General features: G+C 65.1%; 18 protein-coding genes. 11 read left to right on the top strand and 7 right to left on the bottom strand.

Features of this window, described 5'->3' with window-relative positions:
* Positions 1–3: 3 nt before the first annotated feature.
* The 6 genes from GGD65_RS00375 to GGD65_RS00350 all read left to right on the top strand — a co-directional run bounded on the left by GGD65_RS00375 (position 4) and on the right by GGD65_RS00350 (position 5,209).
* Entirely contained in the window at positions 4–651 is a 648-nt protein-coding gene (locus GGD65_RS00375) for a TetR/AcrR family transcriptional regulator (RefSeq protein ID WP_018322940.1), read from the top strand.
* 83 nt (positions 652–734) lie between these two features.
* Positions 735–1,505, top strand: a complete 771-nt coding sequence (locus tag GGD65_RS00370) for an ABC transporter permease (protein ID WP_183234112.1) — start codon at positions 735–737, stop codon at positions 1,503–1,505.
* A gap of 26 nt (positions 1,506–1,531) precedes the next feature.
* The gene (locus GGD65_RS00365; protein ID WP_183234111.1) at positions 1,532–2,569 is read left to right on the top strand and encodes an NAD(P)-dependent oxidoreductase; all 1,038 of its coding nucleotides are present in this window, start codon (positions 1,532–1,534) and stop codon (positions 2,567–2,569) included.
* Positions 2,556–3,377: a GNAT family N-acetyltransferase gene (locus tag GGD65_RS00360; RefSeq protein WP_183234110.1), complete on the top strand. Its 822-nt coding sequence runs from the start codon at positions 2,556–2,558 to the stop codon at positions 3,375–3,377. Before GGD65_RS00365 ends, GGD65_RS00360 begins: the two co-directional genes overlap by 14 nt.
* A 6-nt stretch (positions 3,378–3,383) precedes the next feature.
* On the top strand, positions 3,384–4,439 hold the full coding sequence (locus GGD65_RS00355; RefSeq protein WP_179730634.1) for a dihydrodipicolinate synthase family protein: 1,056 nt from the start codon (positions 3,384–3,386) through the stop codon (positions 4,437–4,439).
* Positions 4,436–5,209 (top strand): ABC transporter ATP-binding protein, encoded by a 774-nt coding sequence (locus GGD65_RS00350; protein ID WP_177237472.1) that lies wholly within the window; start codon positions 4,436–4,438, stop codon positions 5,207–5,209. The genes GGD65_RS00355 and GGD65_RS00350 overlap by 4 nt, the downstream gene beginning before the upstream one ends.
* A gap of 147 nt (positions 5,210–5,356) precedes the next feature.
* On the opposite strand, the gene GGD65_RS00345 is transcribed toward GGD65_RS00350, so the two are convergent.
* The 3 genes from GGD65_RS00345 to GGD65_RS00335 form a co-directional block, all read right to left on the bottom strand.
* On the bottom strand, positions 5,357–6,448 hold the full coding sequence (locus GGD65_RS00345; protein ID WP_183234109.1) for a TRAP transporter substrate-binding protein: 1,092 nt from the start codon (positions 6,446–6,448) through the stop codon (positions 5,357–5,359).
* 218 nt (positions 6,449–6,666) lie between these two features.
* Complete coding sequence (locus GGD65_RS00340) at positions 6,667–6,924, bottom strand: hypothetical protein (RefSeq protein WP_018322933.1); 258 nt, start codon at positions 6,922–6,924, stop codon at positions 6,667–6,669.
* A 66-nt stretch (positions 6,925–6,990) separates the two neighbouring features.
* Complete coding sequence (locus tag GGD65_RS00335) at positions 6,991–7,956, bottom strand: DUF2778 domain-containing protein (RefSeq protein WP_183234904.1); 966 nt, start codon at positions 7,954–7,956, stop codon at positions 6,991–6,993.
* A 189-nt stretch (positions 7,957–8,145) separates the two neighbouring features.
* Here GGD65_RS00335 and GGD65_RS00330 point away from each other — a divergent pair, with 189 nt between their 5' ends.
* The gene (locus tag GGD65_RS00330) at positions 8,146–8,577 is read left to right on the top strand and encodes a DUF1810 domain-containing protein (RefSeq protein WP_183234108.1); all 432 of its coding nucleotides are present in this window, start codon (positions 8,146–8,148) and stop codon (positions 8,575–8,577) included.
* A 105-nt stretch (positions 8,578–8,682) separates the two neighbouring features.
* Entirely contained in the window at positions 8,683–10,764 is a 2,082-nt protein-coding gene (locus GGD65_RS00325) for a methyl-accepting chemotaxis protein (RefSeq protein WP_183234107.1), read from the top strand.
* Between the two features lie 6 nt (positions 10,765–10,770).
* Here the strand turns inward: GGD65_RS00325 and GGD65_RS00320 are convergent, their stop codons facing one another.
* Together GGD65_RS00320 and GGD65_RS00315 are read right to left on the bottom strand one after the other, a co-directional pair.
* On the bottom strand, positions 10,771–11,361 hold the full coding sequence (locus tag GGD65_RS00320) for an NADPH-dependent FMN reductase (protein WP_092261990.1): 591 nt from the start codon (positions 11,359–11,361) through the stop codon (positions 10,771–10,773).
* A gap of 49 nt (positions 11,362–11,410) precedes the next feature.
* The gene (locus tag GGD65_RS00315) at positions 11,411–12,358 is read right to left on the bottom strand and encodes an AraC family transcriptional regulator (RefSeq protein ID WP_183234106.1); all 948 of its coding nucleotides are present in this window, start codon (positions 12,356–12,358) and stop codon (positions 11,411–11,413) included.
* Between the two features lie 298 nt (positions 12,359–12,656).
* Here GGD65_RS00315 and GGD65_RS00310 point away from each other — a divergent pair, with 298 nt between their 5' ends.
* Genes GGD65_RS00310 through GGD65_RS00300 form a run of 3 tightly spaced genes read left to right on the top strand, consistent with a single transcriptional unit; the run spans position 12,657 to position 15,264 of the window.
* The gene (locus GGD65_RS00310; RefSeq protein WP_183234105.1) at positions 12,657–13,766 is read left to right on the top strand and encodes a DUF2336 domain-containing protein; all 1,110 of its coding nucleotides are present in this window, start codon (positions 12,657–12,659) and stop codon (positions 13,764–13,766) included.
* Positions 13,763–14,095 (top strand): PilZ domain-containing protein, encoded by a 333-nt coding sequence (locus GGD65_RS00305; RefSeq protein ID WP_028144927.1) that lies wholly within the window; start codon positions 13,763–13,765, stop codon positions 14,093–14,095. Before GGD65_RS00310 ends, GGD65_RS00305 begins: the two co-directional genes overlap by 4 nt.
* A gap of 50 nt (positions 14,096–14,145) precedes the next feature.
* Positions 14,146–15,264, top strand: a complete 1,119-nt coding sequence (locus GGD65_RS00300) for an HD-GYP domain-containing protein (RefSeq protein WP_183234104.1) — start codon at positions 14,146–14,148, stop codon at positions 15,262–15,264.
* A gap of 27 nt (positions 15,265–15,291) precedes the next feature.
* Here GGD65_RS00300 and GGD65_RS00295 read toward each other — a convergent pair whose 3' ends face one another.
* Together GGD65_RS00295 and GGD65_RS00290 are read right to left on the bottom strand one after the other, a co-directional pair.
* Entirely contained in the window at positions 15,292–15,495 is a 204-nt protein-coding gene (locus GGD65_RS00295) for a hypothetical protein (protein ID WP_183234103.1), read from the bottom strand.
* A gap of 131 nt (positions 15,496–15,626) precedes the next feature.
* Positions 15,627–15,791, bottom strand: a complete 165-nt coding sequence (locus tag GGD65_RS00290) for a hypothetical protein (RefSeq protein WP_246783173.1) — start codon at positions 15,789–15,791, stop codon at positions 15,627–15,629.
* Between the last annotated feature and the right edge of the window lie 15 nt (positions 15,792–15,806).

Here is a 15,806-nt window from a genome sequence, read left to right as displayed (position 1 = left end):
GAAATGCCCGCAAAACGATCTGGCGACACCGTGCCGCAGCGCCGCGACCCCGTCGCCACCCGCAACAAGCTGCTGACCGCGGCGCGCCTGGAATTTGCCCGGCACGGCTTTGCGGGCGCCCGCGTCGACGAGATCGCCGAGCGCGCCGGCGTCAACAAGCAGCTCGTCTACCACTATTTCGGAGACAAGGACGCGCTTTACCTCGCCGTACTCGAATGGGTCTATGAGGACATCCGCGAGCAGGAGCGCAAGCTCAATCTCGAAGGCCTGCCGCCGGAGAAGGCGATCCGCAAGCTGATCGAGGCTTCGTTCGACCATCTGGCCGCACACCCTGATTTCATCGTGCTTTTAAACGACGAGAACCGCGGCGGCGCCCGCCACGTCCGCGGCTCGACGCGGCTGGAAGCGATGCACTCCCCGCTGGTGAAGAGCGTCTCCCACATTCTCAACGAGGGGGTGCGCGCGGGCGTGTTCCGCAAGGGCGTCGACCCCGTCCAGCTCTATATCTCCATTGCGGGCCTCAGCTATTTCTTCTTCTCCAACACGCCGACGCTGTCGGCGATCTTCGGCAAGGACCTGTCGAGCCGCACCGCACGGCGCGCCCGCCGCCGCCATGTCGCCGACCTGGTGCTGCAGTCGCTCCGGCCCTAATCAACCAACTGGTTGAAACTTCCCCGGAAGGCGGCTAGGCTTGCGACCTGCGGCATCGCCGCCGCGCCAACAGGGAGCAATCGGTGGCAGGAGACAGCGCACGCGCCTCGCGCAGCTTTGCGATCATCCTGATCGTGCACCTCGCCGTGCTCGTGCTCTGGCAGGTCGCGGTCGATGCCTTCCACGTGCCGAAATTCATCCTGCCCTCCCCGCTGGCGACGGTGCAGACGCTGGGAACCGCGAGCTACGCCTGGGGCGCCAATACGCTGGTGACAGCGGTCGAGATCCTCGGCGGCTTCGCGCTCGGCGCCTTCGTCGGCGTCGCGCTGGCCGTGATCTTCAGCTGGGCGCCGCTGCTCAGCCTCGTGCTGTTGCCGCTGTTCGTGACGCTGAACATGATCCCGAAGGTCGCGCTCGGCCCGCTCTTCATCGTCTGGTTCTCCTACGGCATCATCCCGAACATCCTGATCGCCTTCAGCATCTGCTTCTTTCCGATCCTGCTCACCACCGCGCGGGGCCTGCGCGAGGTCGAGCCGGATCTGCTCGATCTCGTCAAATCCCTGCGCGGCTCGCGCTGGACGCTGTTCCGCAAGATCCAGCTGCCGGGATCGCTGCCTTACGTGTTCTCCGGCATGAAGGTCGGCGCCATCCTGGCGGTCGCCGGCGCCATCGTCGGCGAGTTCATCGCCTCCGAGCGCGGGCTCGGCTACCTCATGATCCAGGTGCAGTCGGCGCTCGACACGCCCGCGATGGTGATGGCCGTCGTGCTGCTGACGCTGCTCGGGGTCGCTCTCTACGGCCTGGTCCTGGTCCTCGAACGCATGTTCGTGGTCGGTGACGCAAGGCAAACCTGACAACGGCAGAACCAAGGGACAAATCCATGCTGCTCACCCGCCAGACGCTGCCGAAGACCATCCCCGATATCGCAGCCCTCGACGAGTTGCTGTGCCGTCCGACGCAAGCGCTGATCGACGACCTCGCCAAGGTCGAGGGCGACATCATGATCCTCGGCGTCGGCGGCAAGATGGGCCCGACGCTGGCCGGGCTCGCCAAGGCCGCCGCGCCCGATCGCCGGATCATCGGCGTGGCCCGCTTCAGCGACGCCGGCGTGAAGGACTGGCTGCACGCGCGCGGCGTCGAAACCATCAATTGCGACCTGATGGACGAGAAGGCAATTGCGGCCCTGCCGAAGGCGCCCAACATCATCTTCATGGCCGGTCGCAAGTTCGGCGCCGAGGGCGATCTGTCGCTGACCTGGGCGATGAACGCGCATGTGCCGGCGCTGGTGGCACAGGCCTTCCCGTCCTCGCGCATCGTGGCGTTCTCGACCGGCTGCATCTATCCCTTCGTGCCCATCGACGGCAAAGGCTCGACCGAGGAGATGGCACCGAACCCGCCCGGCGAGTACGCCCAGTCCTGCGTCGGCCGCGAGCGGATGTTCGAGTATTTCTCGCACAAATTCGCAACGCCGGGCCGGCTATTCCGTCTCAACTACGCGATCGACATGCGCTATGGCGTGTTGCACGACATCGCGACGAAAGTGCTTGGCGGCACGCCGATCGACGTCAGCCTCGGCCATGTCAATTTCATCTGGCAGGGCGATGCCTCGGCGCAGGCGCTGCGCTGCCTCGCTCATTGCACGACACCGACCTCGCCGATCAATGTCAGCGGCCACGAGATTCTGGCGGTGCGCGATCTCGCCCAAAGTTTCGGCGCAAGGTTCGGCCGCGCGCCGGTGCTGACCGGCAAGGAAGAGCCGACGGCATGGCTGACCGACACGTCGAAGGCGGTCGAGCTGTTCGGCCTTCCGGTCGTCGACACCGAGCAGCTGATCGGCTGGACCGCCGATTGGGTCTCGCGCGCCATGCCGAGCCTCGGCAAGCCCACCAAATACGAGGTGCGCGATGGCCGTTACTGACGCCCCGCACATCGTCCAGCTCGGCGTCGACGACGCGACCGCGGGGCTGGCGTTGTCGACGGAAGCGCACTGGAACCAGACCGACGAGGATTGGCGCATCTTCCTGCGCGACGGCGTCGTGTTCGGCATTCGCGACGGCATGCGGCTGGTCGCAACCGCGGCACTGCTGCCCTATTCCGGCAACAACGCCTGGATCAGCATGGTGCTGGTATCAGGCACGCATCGCCGCCGTGGCTTTGCCACCCGTCTGGTCGACGCCTGCCTGGAGACGGCGCGTCAGAACGGCCTGACCAGCTGGCTCGATGCCACGCCGGACGGCGCCGCCGTCTACGGACCGCTGGGGTTCACGCCGACCCTGCAATTGCGCCGCCTGAAGCTGTTGAAGCCAGCGCGGGCCGAAGCGCCGCCATCGTCATCCGGGACCATCGAAGCGCTTCGTGCGCGGGACCGGCGGGCCACCGGTTTCGACCGGACCGCCCTCCTCTCCGCCTTCGCACAGCGTTCCGGCTCGCGCATCGTCGGTGCGAACGGCGCCATCGCACTGGTTCGCGACGGCCGGACCGCTCGCCATATCGGCCCGTTGTTGGCCGACAATGCCGCGGCAGCTCTGGCGCTCGTTGACGCGATCGTGCGTTCCGAGACCAGCCCGCTCCTGCTCGACGTCGTCGCGTCGCAAGATGCGTTCCTGGAAGGACTGACCGCAGTCGGCTGGACCATCGAACGGCCGTTCCAGCGCATGCGGCTCGGCCCCGCCACCGTCACGGGCGAGGAAATGCCATTCGCCGTCGCCGGCCCTGAATTCGGATAGGACATCATGCATCACAGCCAGATCAACAGCGACATCCGCAACCTGATCACTGAGGGCACCGTGATACCGGCGCATCCGCTCGCGCTCACCGCCGAGCGCCAGCTCGACAAGACGCATCAGCGTGCGCTGACGCGCTATTACATCGACGCCGGCTCTGGCGGCCTTGCCGTCGGCGTGCACACGACGCAGTTCGCGATCCGCGACGTCGGTCTCTACCGTCCGGTGCTCGAGCTCGCCGCCGAGACCGCGGCGAGCTGGACCAGGCGACCGCTGGCGATGGTCGCAGGCCTCGCGGGTCCGACAAACCAGGCGGTCACCGAAGCCCGTACCGCGCGCGACATCGGCTATCATGCCGGCCTGCTCAGCCTCGCCGCGATGAAGAGCGCCTCCGAGGACGAGATCATCGCGCACTGCACGGCGGTCGCCGCCGAGATCCCGCTGGTCGGCTTCTATCTTCAACCGGCCGTCGGCGGCGTCATCCTCTCCGCCCGGTTCTGGCAGCGCTTCGCCTCGATCGACAATGTCATCGCGATCAAGATCGCGCCGTTCAACCGCTATCGTACCCTCGACGTCCTGCGCGGCGTCGCGGCCGCCGGCGCGCTCGACCGCGTCGCGCTCTACACCGGCAATGACGACCACATCCTGCTCGATCTGATGCTGCCGTTCGATCTGCGCGACAACGGCGTCACCACGCGCACCTACTTCAAGGGCGGCCTGCTCGGCCATTGGTCGGTGTGGACGGCCAGTGCGATCAAGCAGTTCGAGCGCTGCAAGGCGGCGCGGCACAAGGACAGCGTGCCGGCCGACCTGCTGGCACTCGATGCCCGCGTCACCGACTGCAACAGCGCCTTCTTCGACGTCGCCAACAACTTCCACGGCTGCATCGCCGGCTGCCATGAGGTGCTGCGGCGCCAGGGCCTGATGCAAGGCCTGTGGTGCCTCGATCCGAACGAGGGCCTCAGCCCGGGCCAGAAAGAGGAGATCGACCGCGTCACGCGCGAGCACGCCGATCTCAGCGACGATGCCTTCGTTGCCGCCAATCGGGACAAGTGGCTGGCATGAGCCCTGCCCCCTTCATCAGCCTGCAGGGCGTCCGCAAGGTCTATCGCAGCGGCGGCGCCGAATTCCTGGCGGTGTCCGACGTCACCATGGACGTGCAGGAAGGCGAGCTGGTGTCGCTGGTCGGCCCGTCCGGCTGCGGCAAGACCACGGTGATGAAGATCCTGGCCGGCCTGCATGGCGCCGACGGCGGCACGGTGAAGATCGGCAACGCCAACAGCCCGTTCGATCCGACCCGCGACATCGGCATGGTGTTCCAGCAGGCCTTGCTGCTGAAATGGCGGACGATCCTGGACAATGTGCTGCTGCCGGCCGAGATCGTCGGCCTGCCCATGAAGGCGGCGCGCGAGCGGGCGCGCGATCTTCTCAACCTCGTGGGCCTTGCCGGCTTTGAGCAAAAATATCCGCAGCAGCTCTCCGGCGGCATGCAGCAGCGCACCGCGATCGCGCGCGCCTTCATTCACGACCCAAAGCTGATCCTGATGGATGAGCCGTTCGGCGCGCTGGACGCGCTGACGCGTGAGCAGATGAATCTGGAGATGCTGCGGATCTGGCGGGAGAGCGGCAAGACCATCATCTTCGTCACGCATTCGATCCAGGAAGCCGTGTTCCTGTCGTCGCACTGCGCGGTGCTGACGGCGGGACCTGCGAAGATGGCCGACTATTTCCCGATCGACCTGCCCTTCCCGCGCGACCTGCCGCTGAAGACGACCGATGCGTTCGGCGCCTATGCAAGGCGGATCTACGCGAAGCTGGGGCTTGGGGCGGCGTAGGACCGCTTGCTCAGGTCCCGTAGGGTGGGCAAAGCGAAGCGTGCCCACCAATTCTACGAAACGCGGGGCAGTCGTGGGCACGGCGCAAGGGCGCCTTTGCCCACCCTACGAAAGCGGGGCGCGGCACAAACACCACGCCCCTCACAATCAGCTCTTGTTGCGCATCTTGCTGAGCAGATAGTTGTCGTAGAAGTTCTCCGCGATCTGCGTATAGAACAGCAGCTCCTTCATATACGCGTCGTGGCTTTCCTTGGTCCGCTTGAACAGGTCGCTCTTGGCGGCGAGCTCGTTCAGATGCTCCTGGGTGGCGTTGTAGCAGGCCTCCAGCACCGGTTGCGGGAACGCCCTCAGCTCCGCGCCATTGGCGATCAGCCGCTTCAGCGCCGCCGGATTCACGCTGTCGTATTTCTCGAGCATCCAGGCGCCGGCCGCCGCGCCGGCCTGGTTGACGATCGCCTGGTACTGCTTGGGCAGCGACGCCCATTTCTCGTCGTTGACGATCATGTGCAGCATCGCGCCGCCTTCCCACCAGCCCGGGAAGTAATAGTACTTGGCGACCTTCTGGAAGCCGAGCTTCTCGTCGTCATAGGGGCCGACGAACTCGACCGCGTCGATCGTGCCCTTCTCCAGCGCCGGATAGATGTCGCCGCCTGCGATCTGCTGCGGCACGACGCCGAGCTTGGCAAGCACGTGGCCGCCCATGCCCGCGATGCGGAATTTGAGGCCCTTGAGATCGTCGACGGTCTTGATCTCCTTGCGGAACCAGCCGCCCATCTGGGTGCCGGAATTGCCGCAGAGGATGGCGTGCGCCTTGAACGGTTTCAGCGCCTCGTTGGTGAGATCGGCGCCGCCGCCGAAGTGCCACCACGACTCCTGATGGCGGTGATTCATGCCGAACGGCGCGCCGGTGGCGTAGGCCAGCGCCGGCTCCTTGCCGATGTAGAAATAGAGCGGGGTCTGCGCCATCTCCACCGATGCGGTGCTGACGGCATCGAGCGCCTGGAGGCCCGGAACGATCTCGCCGGCACCGAAGGTCTGGATCTGGAATTTGTTGTCGGTGGCCTCAGCGACGTATTTCGCGAAGGTCTGCGCCGTGCCGTAGATGGTGTCCAGCGACTTCGGGAAGCTCGACGTCAGGCGCCATTTGATCTCGGGCGCGCTCTGCGCGATCGCAGGTGCGGCAACCAGCGTCGTCGCGCCGGCGACCGCGCCGCCCTGCAGAAATGTACGGCGTTTCATGATGGGGTCTCTCCCTGAACTAAATTTCAGACATGGGCTTGCGGCGACGATCTCCGCGGACCGTTTGCCCGTTCGCAAAGCAGAGTTCAAGATGCGCGAGGAGATGGCCCTGTAGCCTGGATGGAGCGGAGCGAAATCCAGGAATCGTGCCACAAGCGACAGGGGTCCCGGACTACGCTGCGCTCCATCCGAGCTACGAGACTAAGAGCTGAAGGGCTTCAGAGCAGTTTGGCGCTGACGAACAGCGCGCGCACGGCGTTGGTTGCCTGCACCGCCAGCATCGCATTACCGGCTGCGCCTTCCAGAGCCTCGACGGCGTCCTCGTGCAGGGAGCGGAATTCCATCCATTCGACCGACTTGAAGTTGGTCAGGAATTGATAGGCCTGACCGACGGTCGCGATCGCCAACGTGTCGCCGTTCAGCTTGATCTTGAACGTCGTACGCAGCGGGGTCTCGGAACTTGATGGATCACTCATGGGCTGCTTCTGGACGATGACGGCTTAACGAAGGGGAAACGGCAGCCCCGCCGCAGCAGGCGAATATCAGGAGTCGGTGCTGGCGCGCTGCGAGGCAGTCGCAGATCCGCTCAGACTCGGCACCACGACCAGGCGGTTGAACTCGCCATTGTCGTAAGCCTTGAGGAAGCGATCATAGTCCTTGATCGAGACGCAGCCGTTGGAATCGCCGCGCGGCCCGAGCATGTAATTGTGGGTGAGAAGGCCGACGCGGCCGAGCGCGCTGGTGCCATCGGTGGGCGTCAGGCGCAGCGCGCGGACACCGTGGAACAGCTTCTCGCGCGGCTTCAGGTCATAGGTTGCGGGCGGGGTCGCGCCGACCATGCGCTGGTCGACATGATTGGGGTCGTCCATCAGCGCGCCCATGCCGGAATGGGCTTCCAGCGCGACGCCGCTCGGCAGGTAAAGCGCCTTGGCCTTGATGTCATAGACCGCCGTCCGCGAATCGTAGCCGAGGGCGGCCAGATCTGGCGCCTTGCCGAACAGGCCGTCGCTGGGCGTCAACGAGGCGAGCCTGATCTTGTCGGTGAATTTTTCGAAGAAGTTGCGGTTGTCGACCCTGGGGTTGGTCTCCGCATAGGCCTGGCTGGAGGCGATCTGGGCGGAGAAGTCCGCCTGGGTCGGGCGCGAGCGCGGCATCGGGATGGCGTCGGCACGCTGCGACGGCCGCGTCTCGTCGACCACGTGCCGGTCATCATCGGTAAGGGTCGTGCGCCAATCGTCGCCCTGGAGCTTCTGGGCGAGCATTGCCTTGGCGTCGCGGAGCTTGAGCTGGACCGCACTCAGGGCGGACCGCTCCATCGTCCGCAGGCCGAGCTCGCGGGCGGGCGGGTTGCCGGACGCCGACGCGAAACGGTCCTCGAAAGAAGGGGCATTGGCCGGCGGCAGCGCAGCAGTGATTAGCGGGGTCGAATTGCCAAAATTCGAATTCCCGATGTCAGTGACCCAGGCGGCGGCGCCAAGCGCCATCGCGACGGCGGCCAGAGACAGCAGAACTCTCTCGGCTCGCCCGACACGGCGGCGCGACAACAGCCTCTCGGCATGTGCTGCGTCGGAAACCATCAGATCCCCAAATCGACCCCCGGGGGGCCCAACCCCCGCCCGGAGACTCTATACCAGCTACCACATTGGGAGCCAAAAGTTAGGCATAATCGCGGCCGGCAAGCCCTCCCAAGGTATCCAATGACCGATCCTTTCGATCTAGAGCGCTTCGTAACGGCCCAGAACCCGGTTTTTCGCGCCGTCCAGGCGGAGCTGGCCCGGGGCCGGAAGCAGACTCACTGGATGTGGTTCGTCTTCCCTCAGATCGCCGGCCTCGGCTTCAGCGCCATGTCGCAGCGCTACGCCATCGGCTCCCCCGCGGAGGCCAAGGCCTATCTCGCCCATCCCGTGCTCGGGGCGCGCCTGATCGAATGCACCGGGCTGGTGCTCGCGGTTCAGGGCCGGAGCATCAACGCGATCCTCGGCGCGCCGGACGATTCCAAATTCCGCTCGTCGATGACGCTGTTCGGCGCGGTCTCCGATGAGCCCGTGTTCGGCGAGGCGCTCGCCCGCTATTTCGCAGGCGAACGCGACGCCTCGACGCTGGAAATCCTTGCCACCCTCGGTCGCTAAGCCAGGCGCGCACCCGCGGCACCCACCAGCGTAAACCCGCGATTAATACGGTCTGTCTATTTTCCGGAGAATATCTTTCTCCCCGCGCCAATTGCCGGACAGATCATGAAAATCGGAACGCTGCTGACCACCGCCATCGTCTCGCTCTCGACCGTGGGCGGCGGCCTCGCCGTCTACGTCGCCGTGACCAAGTACCAGACGATGGAGCGGATCGGCGAGGCGCAAGGCCGCCTGGCGATCGTCCGCGCCGCCAGCGACATCCCGCGCTATCTCAACCCCGAGCGCGGCTTCTCCACCAACATCCTCTACGGCCCCGCCACGATCGACCCTGCACTGCTCGCCGAACAGAACAAGCTGCGCAAGCAGACCGACGGCGCCCGCGACAGGATGAACGCGCTGCGCAAGAAGCTGCCCGGCTCGTTCGACGACGGCAACAGCGTCGGCAGCAACATCGATGGCATCAATGCGAAATTCACCGCCTTGCGCGAGGCCATCGACAAGGCGCTCACCGGGCCGGCGGAGACCCGCAAGGACGCAGCCAAGAAGATCGTCGCAGACAATGCCGTGCTCAACAGCGGCGTGACCGCGCTGCTGAACGAGCAGGTCCGCCGCATGGCGATCCTGAACGGCGACGCCTACCGGCAGGCCAGCTACGCCAATACCGCCATGACGCTACGCGACGTCGGCGGCTTCAACTCGAGCCTGCACAAGAACCTCGTCGGCGGCAAGAAGCCGGCGACCGATGCCGAGAAGGCCGACATCGGCCGCTCGCAGGGCCGCAACGACCAACTCGTGATGGCCCTTCTGGAGTTGCGCGGCAATCCGGCAACGCCGGCGAACGTCGCCACCGCACTGGAAAAGTTCAATTCGATCTATGTCGAGGAATTCGGCCGCGAGCTCAAGCTCGTCAAGGACGGCGCCGTCAGCGGCAAGTACGAACACGATATGGACACCTATTACGCCGCCACGCAGCGCGGCCTCGGCACCATCATCGAGGTCCGCGACGCGTTCTATGACAATGCCGAGCAGATCCTCGCCGGCGCCTCCTCGGCCGCGCGCACCAGCTTCACCATCGCGCTTGCAGGCCTTGCCGCCGTGCTCGTCGCGAGCGTCGGCCTCATCGTGATGGTTCGCCGCCGCGTCTGCGCGCCGATCGTCGGCCTGACGAGCCGGATGTCGCGGCTTGCCGAGGGCGAGGTTGCGGACAGCATCCCGGGCGCCGAGCGCTCCGACGAGATCGGGGCGATGGCTGCCGCCGTCCAGGTCTTCAAGGACAACATGATCCGGGCCGACCGGCTCGCGGCCGAGAAGCAGGCCGAGAACGACGGCAAGATGCGCCGCGCCCAGGCGCTCGACGAACTCACCCGCGCGTTCGAGGCCAAGGTCACCGAGCTCGTCGGCGGCCTGTCCCGGGCCTCCTCGACCATGGAAAGCACGGCCCAGTCGATGACTTCGACGGCGGCCCAGACCAACAGCCAGGCCGCGGTCGTCGCCACAGCCTCGGAGCAGACCTCGACCAACGTGCAGACCGTCGCCAGCGCCACCGAGGAGCTGACCTCCTCGATCTCCGAGATTGGTCGTCAGGTCGCTCAATCCACCGAGATCGCGGCCCGCGCCGTCGAGAACGCCCGCCGCACCGGCGACACCGCACGCACCCTCGCCGAGGGCGCGCAGAAGATCGGCGACGTCGTCACGCTGATCCAGAGCATTGCCGAGCAGACCAATCTGCTCGCGCTGAACGCGACCATCGAGGCCGCCCGCGCCGGTGAGGCCGGCCGCGGCTTTGCCGTGGTCGCCTCCGAGGTGAAATCGCTGGCGGGCCAGACCGCCAAGGCCACCACCGAAATCTCCGAGCAGATCACGGCGATCCAGACCGCGAGCGACGAGACAGTGGCCGCGATCCGCAACGTGGCCGACGTCATCGGCGAGATCGACCAGATCGGCACCGCGATCGCCGCAGCGATCGAGGAGCAGGGCTCGGCGACCAAGGAGATCGCCCGCAGCGTCCAGGAGGCCGCCCGCGGCACCCAGGAGGTGAACACCAACATCGCAGGCGTGCAGCGGGCCGCCGACGATACCGGCGCGGCCGCAAGGGAAGTGCTCGGCGCCGCCGAGCAGCTCTCGACCCAGTCGCGCGATCTCGCCGGCCAGTTCGACCGCTTCCTCGGCGAAGTCAGGGCGGCGTAGACAAGTTCAATAAGGCGGCGCCTTGCGCGCCCGCTGCGCCTTCGCCGCCTCGATCCACCAGGCGAGATCGTCGGCAAAGCGCGGGAACGCGCGCTCCAGGGCCTTGCCGCCATCACCGATCGGCTCGCCGTCGGCCGACAATGTCTGTGCGATCGGGCCGACCCCGATGGTGCTCGACACCACCACCATGCCCATCTCCGACAGCGTGCCGTGCCAGGCGGTCGCGGCGCGCGCGCCCGAGAAGCGGCCGGCGGAATAGCTCACGATCGCGGCCGGTCGCCAGAACCACTCTTCGAGGAAGTGGTCGGTGAGATTCTTCAGGCCGGGCTGGATGCCCCAATTGTACTCGCCGGTGACGAAGACGAATCCGTCGGCGTCGCGGATCTGTCCGGCCAGAATCTCCAACGCTTCGGGTGCCGACCCCTTCGGATACTCCTTGTACATGCGATCGAGCATCGGCAGGCCGATCGCCTTGGCGTCGATCAAGGTGACATCGTCGCCCCGCGCGCGCAGCCGGTTGATGACGAAATTCGCAAGGCGGATGCCCATGCGGTCGGAACGGTAGGAACCGTAGAGGACGAGGATGCGATTGCTCATGGCCGGATGGTAGCACAAAACCGGCGTCCGGCCCTACTCGATCCGTCAACTATCGCCCGCGTCCGCGCTCCAGCGTTTGCGACGGCGTCTCGCCAAACTGGTCGCGGTAACTTCGGGAGAAATCGCTGAGATGCCAGAAGCCGAACGCAAGCGCCACCGCCTTGACGCTGTCGGCGCCGGCGAGCAGCCGTCGGCGCACCAGCCACAGCCGGCGCAGGCGCAAGTAACGGTGCAGGCTCATGCCGCGATAGCGGCGGATGACGTCGTGCATGGTGCGGACGGACAGTCCGAGCTTGCGGGCAATCTCCTCGCTGTAGATCGGCTGCGAGAGGTCATCGGACAGTAGCGCACTGATATCCCGGAACATCCTGAAGTTCCGCTCGTCATTGGGGCGCAGCGTCCAGCGGACCGAAACGACATCTCCCAACACGTGGTCGACGGCCGCGAGCAGGGATTCCTTCATTGCTCTTGCCTTGACCGGGAGATCTGACGCCTCGACGGGCTCTGAGGCCGCGGCCAGCACCTCACGCACCACACTGCGCAGCCGGTCCAGGCCAGCGGCACTCGTTTCGAAAATCTTGAAGGTCTGGGAAGCTCTGGGCCAGCCGCGGTCCCTCACCTCCGGGCTGAAAACCACTGAGGCGATTTGCCGCTGCACCTCCTCGATGACGGTGTAGGCCGCGCCGCCGCTGCCGATGACCACGGCCGGGCGCGCACGTTGCGAGCCATTGAAGCGAATGGGGACGTTGAGGTCGTCCATCGTGAAGCCGATCGCCGTGCAATTCCCGACGAGCTGTGCATCAACGACCCGGGGAAACGCGCACGTCAAATTCACGTCGCACCCGGGCAACGACAGAATTGTCTGCTCAGACGAAATCTTCCGTACGAAAGGCGTGAACTCGAAATTCAGCCCGCGTATGGCGCTTCGAAATTCGTCGACGTCTGAAAAACGAAATGTCTTGAGTGCCAGCCTGGGCACGTCATCAATGCTGTTCATGAAAATACGAAACCCGGTGTCGCAATCGACGCGCATCCGGCAACGGTGCCGATCCGCTTCCCCTTTTTGGTTTCTCGTCGGACCTGAAGAATCAATCCTAACGTGTCCTGATCAATTGGGAAGGGTCCAACTGAAAGGACAAGCCGGGACGTCGAGCCTTGCCGATTTTCGATAGCATTTCCCGAAATGCCGCGGTGTATAATACTCTGGGATTTAATTCTCAAAATTAAAAATTAACATCTTTGAGGCCCAATAAAGCTCGTTAAATCGTATAGCTATTTTATTTCAGGCTCCTGCCATGATGGCAAATTCGCCTGCTGATATTTTGGTCGAGTTGGAGGATGCGGTCGCAACTTGCCCGCTGGACCGCTGCGCTCGCATCCTCGAAGGCATTTTGCAGCTGCTCACCGGCAGCCGCGACCGGCCTCAGGAATTGCTGGCCAGTGTGGTCGACGGCGTCCTGCTTCGATTGACGGAGCGGGTCGAGGCCAGCGCATTGATTCAACTCGGCGCGGCGCTTGCCGAGCTCAAAGTGGCTCCGCCGAAGACCCTGCAACGTCTTGCCTTACACGACGATCCCGGCGTGGCCTGCCCCGTTCTGCTCAAATCGCAGGCGCTCTCCACGTCCGATCTCGAAACAATCGCGATTTCGAGCGGCGGACCGCAGCAACTCGCGATCGCTGTCCGAGCGCGCATCGAACCCCGATTGACCGAGACGCTCATCAAGCGCGGCGGCCGCGCCGTTCACCTTGCGCTGATCAGCAACGCAGGGGCGCGGTTCTCCGATGCCGCCTACGTCGCGCTCGTTGAAACGTGCGCAAGCGATGACGAACTCACGAAGGCCCTGGCGCTCAGACCAGGCACGCCAGATCCGGTCCTGCGGAAATTGCTGCCGGCCTCGCCGGCCCCCGACGCTCGCGCGGAGCCAAAGGCTTCCACCGTCTCGTGTCCTCGAGCGGCAGCGCCGATCGTGCCCAAGCTGCCTAGCGCGGCCGGCTATGCAAGCGCACGGCCGGAGATCGTCGCGCTCAACCGCATCGGCAAGCTCAACGATTCTGCGGTGAACCGCTTCGCGATCCGCGGCGAGACCGCCAATTTGTTCACCGCCTTGTCGGTGCTTTCGGGGACCCCCATCGAGATCGTCGAGCACGTCATGACCGACGGCGATTGCGAAGGCCTGGTGATGGCCTGCCGGGCGTCGCGGCTGAACTGGCAGACCACGCTTGCCATCCTGAGCAACCGCAGCGGCACCAGGCTTTCCTTTACCGAGCGCGAACGCGCACAACACGTTTTCGAGACGCTGCTTCTGTCGACCAGTCAGTGGACGGTGCGATGGGGGGAAATCGCCGCAAGCGTCAAGGAGAGCAGTCGGCGAGATCGCGGCGCAAAAACGGGGGGTAGCCGATGAAGTTCGACGGCCGCAAAGCGGCGCGCGTGCGGATGGACCACAGGCAGGCCGTCAATCTGATGGGCTCTGACGGCACATGGCGGCGCAGCTGCGTTCTGCTCGACGTGTCGCAGACAGGCGCAAAGGTCGAGGTCGAGGGCACGCTGGACGTGCTGCAGGCCAAGGAATTCTTCATGCTGCTGTCGTCGACCGGGCTCGCCTATCGGCGCTGCGAGTTGGTCTGGATCGATGGCACCACGGCCGGCATTCACTTCGTCACCGCTGACGGCAAAAAGAAGCCGGCGAGCGCACCCTCGGCTGCTACGCAGACCGTCGCCCGAAGCAAATAGGCCAACAATTCATCCCAATTATTGCAATCCACGATAGTCCAGGTCGAGCCGTGCAGAACGCGCGAACCATCCTCAGCCCCGTCAACGCGGACGGCATCCGCGAGAAGGAAGCGGCCCGCTCCTTCGTGCATGTGCTGGCGGATACGTCCGACAGGCTGGCCGGCGTCTGCACGATCCTTGAGGACCGTTTCGCCATCGCCGGCGAACGGCTGGACGCCGAAGCCAAGCTGTCGCAGGTGCCCGCCGCCATCGTCATCCGCGCGGACCTGCGCGACGTCGACAATATCGCCGCCCTCAAGAGACGGGCTGGCAAGCTCGCCAAGGCGAAGAAGCGGATATTTCTCCTCGAGCACAGCTCTCACGTCGGTATCTCGCAAGCCTACGCGCTCGGGGCGACGCACGTCCTGTCCGGTACGATCAACCGGCCCAAACTACTGTCTGCGCTGTGCGATCCGGCGAATCCGTCCTCCGCCGCGCCGGGCGGGATGTCACGGTCCGACAACGCCGTCGAGGCGGCGGCGACCGCTGTCGCATCGATGTTCACGGCTGTGACCCTGGGCCAACCTCTTGACATAGACGGCACCAAGGAGGCCGGCCGCCAGATCGCCGATCGCATAACCGAGCGAGGTCTTTCGGAATGGCTCTCGACGGTACGGCGCCACCACGAGGGAACCTATCAGCACTGCCTGCTCGTGACCGGCCTCGCCATCGACTTCGGCCTGAGCCTCGGTGTCGGAAGAGCCGATCTGGAGCGTCTGTACTCGGCAGCCATGTTCCACGACATCGGCAAGGCGCAGATTCCGCTGGCCATTCTCGACAAGCCGGGCCGCCTCGATGCGGAGGAACGTGCCCTGATCGAGACCCATCCAGCCGCGGGCCACGCGTTTCTGAAAGGGCACGACAAGATTTCACCGGAAATTCTCGATGCCGTTCGTCATCATCACGAGTACCTCGACGGCAGCGGCTATCCCGATGCGCTCTGCGCCGAGAGCATTGGCGACATCGTGCGGATTTTGACCATCTCGGACATCTTCGCGGCGCTGATCGAGCGCCGGCACTACAAGCCGACCATGCCGCGCGCGGAGGCCTACAACGTCTTGTGCGGGATGAATGGGAAGCTGGAGAAGGCTCTGGTCCACTCATTCAAGCAGGTCGCGCTCACGCGGTGAGCGCGACAGACCCGTCTCGAACGCACCCTAATGGGTCGCGCGATGGCTGGCGCGGTGCGGGATGGACCGGCAGGCCAGGCCGTCGGCCAGCAGCTTCATGTCCTCATGCCGGCCGCTGCGAATCAGCCGGCCGAACTCTTCGGGTGTGAAAGGAAGACTTGGATCAGCCTCGATGGGGCGCCGCAGCCGCGGGCCGAAGAACCATCGAACCAGGCTAGCCAGCCGCCGCATGTCAATTCCCTCGCGCCAGCAACAAACCTCTCAGTCTGCATATTGTTCCTCCCGCATCTTCGAGATTGCAAGAGGCCGCGAACGACTCCGCACCAAAAAATTTGCGAGAGAATAATCTCCTCTTCATCATGCTAATCGGCAAAACCCACGTAGCGCACGAACTCTTCGTTAGGCTCGCGGTCCGAGCGAACGGCGTTCGCGGCGAGTCGTCGTCGGGATAGCCCATCGCGACGCAGGTCATGATCATCTCGTCCTCCGGAATTTTTCGCGACCTCGCGCACGATGTCGGAGCGCATGATGCCCTGCCCGTT

It is taken from the genome of Bradyrhizobium sp. CIR18, assembly GCF_014198295.1.
Classification (GTDB): Bacteria; Pseudomonadota; Alphaproteobacteria; order Rhizobiales; family Xanthobacteraceae; genus Bradyrhizobium.
The sequence above is the reverse complement of the archived record's forward strand: the minus strand, read 5'-3'. Positions and strand labels throughout refer to the sequence as shown.

What these genes read in the sequence shown, in the direction of transcription:
- GGD65_RS00375 (WP_018322940.1), top strand. Translation starts at nt 4, where the DNA reads ATGCCCGCAAAACGATCTGGCGACACCGTGCCGCAGCGCCGCGACCCC.
- GGD65_RS00365 (WP_183234111.1), top strand. Translation starts at nt 1,532, where the DNA reads ATGCTGCTCACCCGCCAGACGCTGCCGAAGACCATCCCCGATATCGCA.
- GGD65_RS00360 (WP_183234110.1), top strand. Translation starts at nt 2,556, where the DNA reads ATGGCCGTTACTGACGCCCCGCACATCGTCCAGCTCGGCGTCGACGAC.
- GGD65_RS00355 (WP_179730634.1), top strand. Translation starts at nt 3,384, where the DNA reads ATGCATCACAGCCAGATCAACAGCGACATCCGCAACCTGATCACTGAG.
- GGD65_RS00350 (WP_177237472.1), top strand. Translation starts at nt 4,436, where the DNA reads ATGAGCCCTGCCCCCTTCATCAGCCTGCAGGGCGTCCGCAAGGTCTAT.
- GGD65_RS00345 (WP_183234109.1), bottom strand. Translation starts at nt 6,448, where the DNA reads ATGAAACGCCGTACATTTCTGCAGGGCGGCGCGGTCGCCGGCGCGACG.
- GGD65_RS00340 (WP_018322933.1), bottom strand. Translation starts at nt 6,924, where the DNA reads ATGAGTGATCCATCAAGTTCCGAGACCCCGCTGCGTACGACGTTCAAG.
- GGD65_RS00330 (WP_183234108.1), top strand. Translation starts at nt 8,146, where the DNA reads ATGACCGATCCTTTCGATCTAGAGCGCTTCGTAACGGCCCAGAACCCG.
- GGD65_RS00325 (WP_183234107.1), top strand. Translation starts at nt 8,683, where the DNA reads ATGAAAATCGGAACGCTGCTGACCACCGCCATCGTCTCGCTCTCGACC.
- GGD65_RS00320 (WP_092261990.1), bottom strand. Translation starts at nt 11,361, where the DNA reads ATGAGCAATCGCATCCTCGTCCTCTACGGTTCCTACCGTTCCGACCGC.
- GGD65_RS00315 (WP_183234106.1), bottom strand. Translation starts at nt 12,358, where the DNA reads ATGAACAGCATTGATGACGTGCCCAGGCTGGCACTCAAGACATTTCGT.
- GGD65_RS00310 (WP_183234105.1), top strand. Translation starts at nt 12,657, where the DNA reads ATGATGGCAAATTCGCCTGCTGATATTTTGGTCGAGTTGGAGGATGCG.
- GGD65_RS00305 (WP_028144927.1), top strand. Translation starts at nt 13,763, where the DNA reads ATGAAGTTCGACGGCCGCAAAGCGGCGCGCGTGCGGATGGACCACAGG.
- GGD65_RS00295 (WP_183234103.1), bottom strand. Translation starts at nt 15,495, where the DNA reads ATGCGGCGGCTGGCTAGCCTGGTTCGATGGTTCTTCGGCCCGCGGCTG.
- GGD65_RS00290 (WP_246783173.1), bottom strand. Translation starts at nt 15,791, where the DNA reads ATGCGCTCCGACATCGTGCGCGAGGTCGCGAAAAATTCCGGAGGACGA.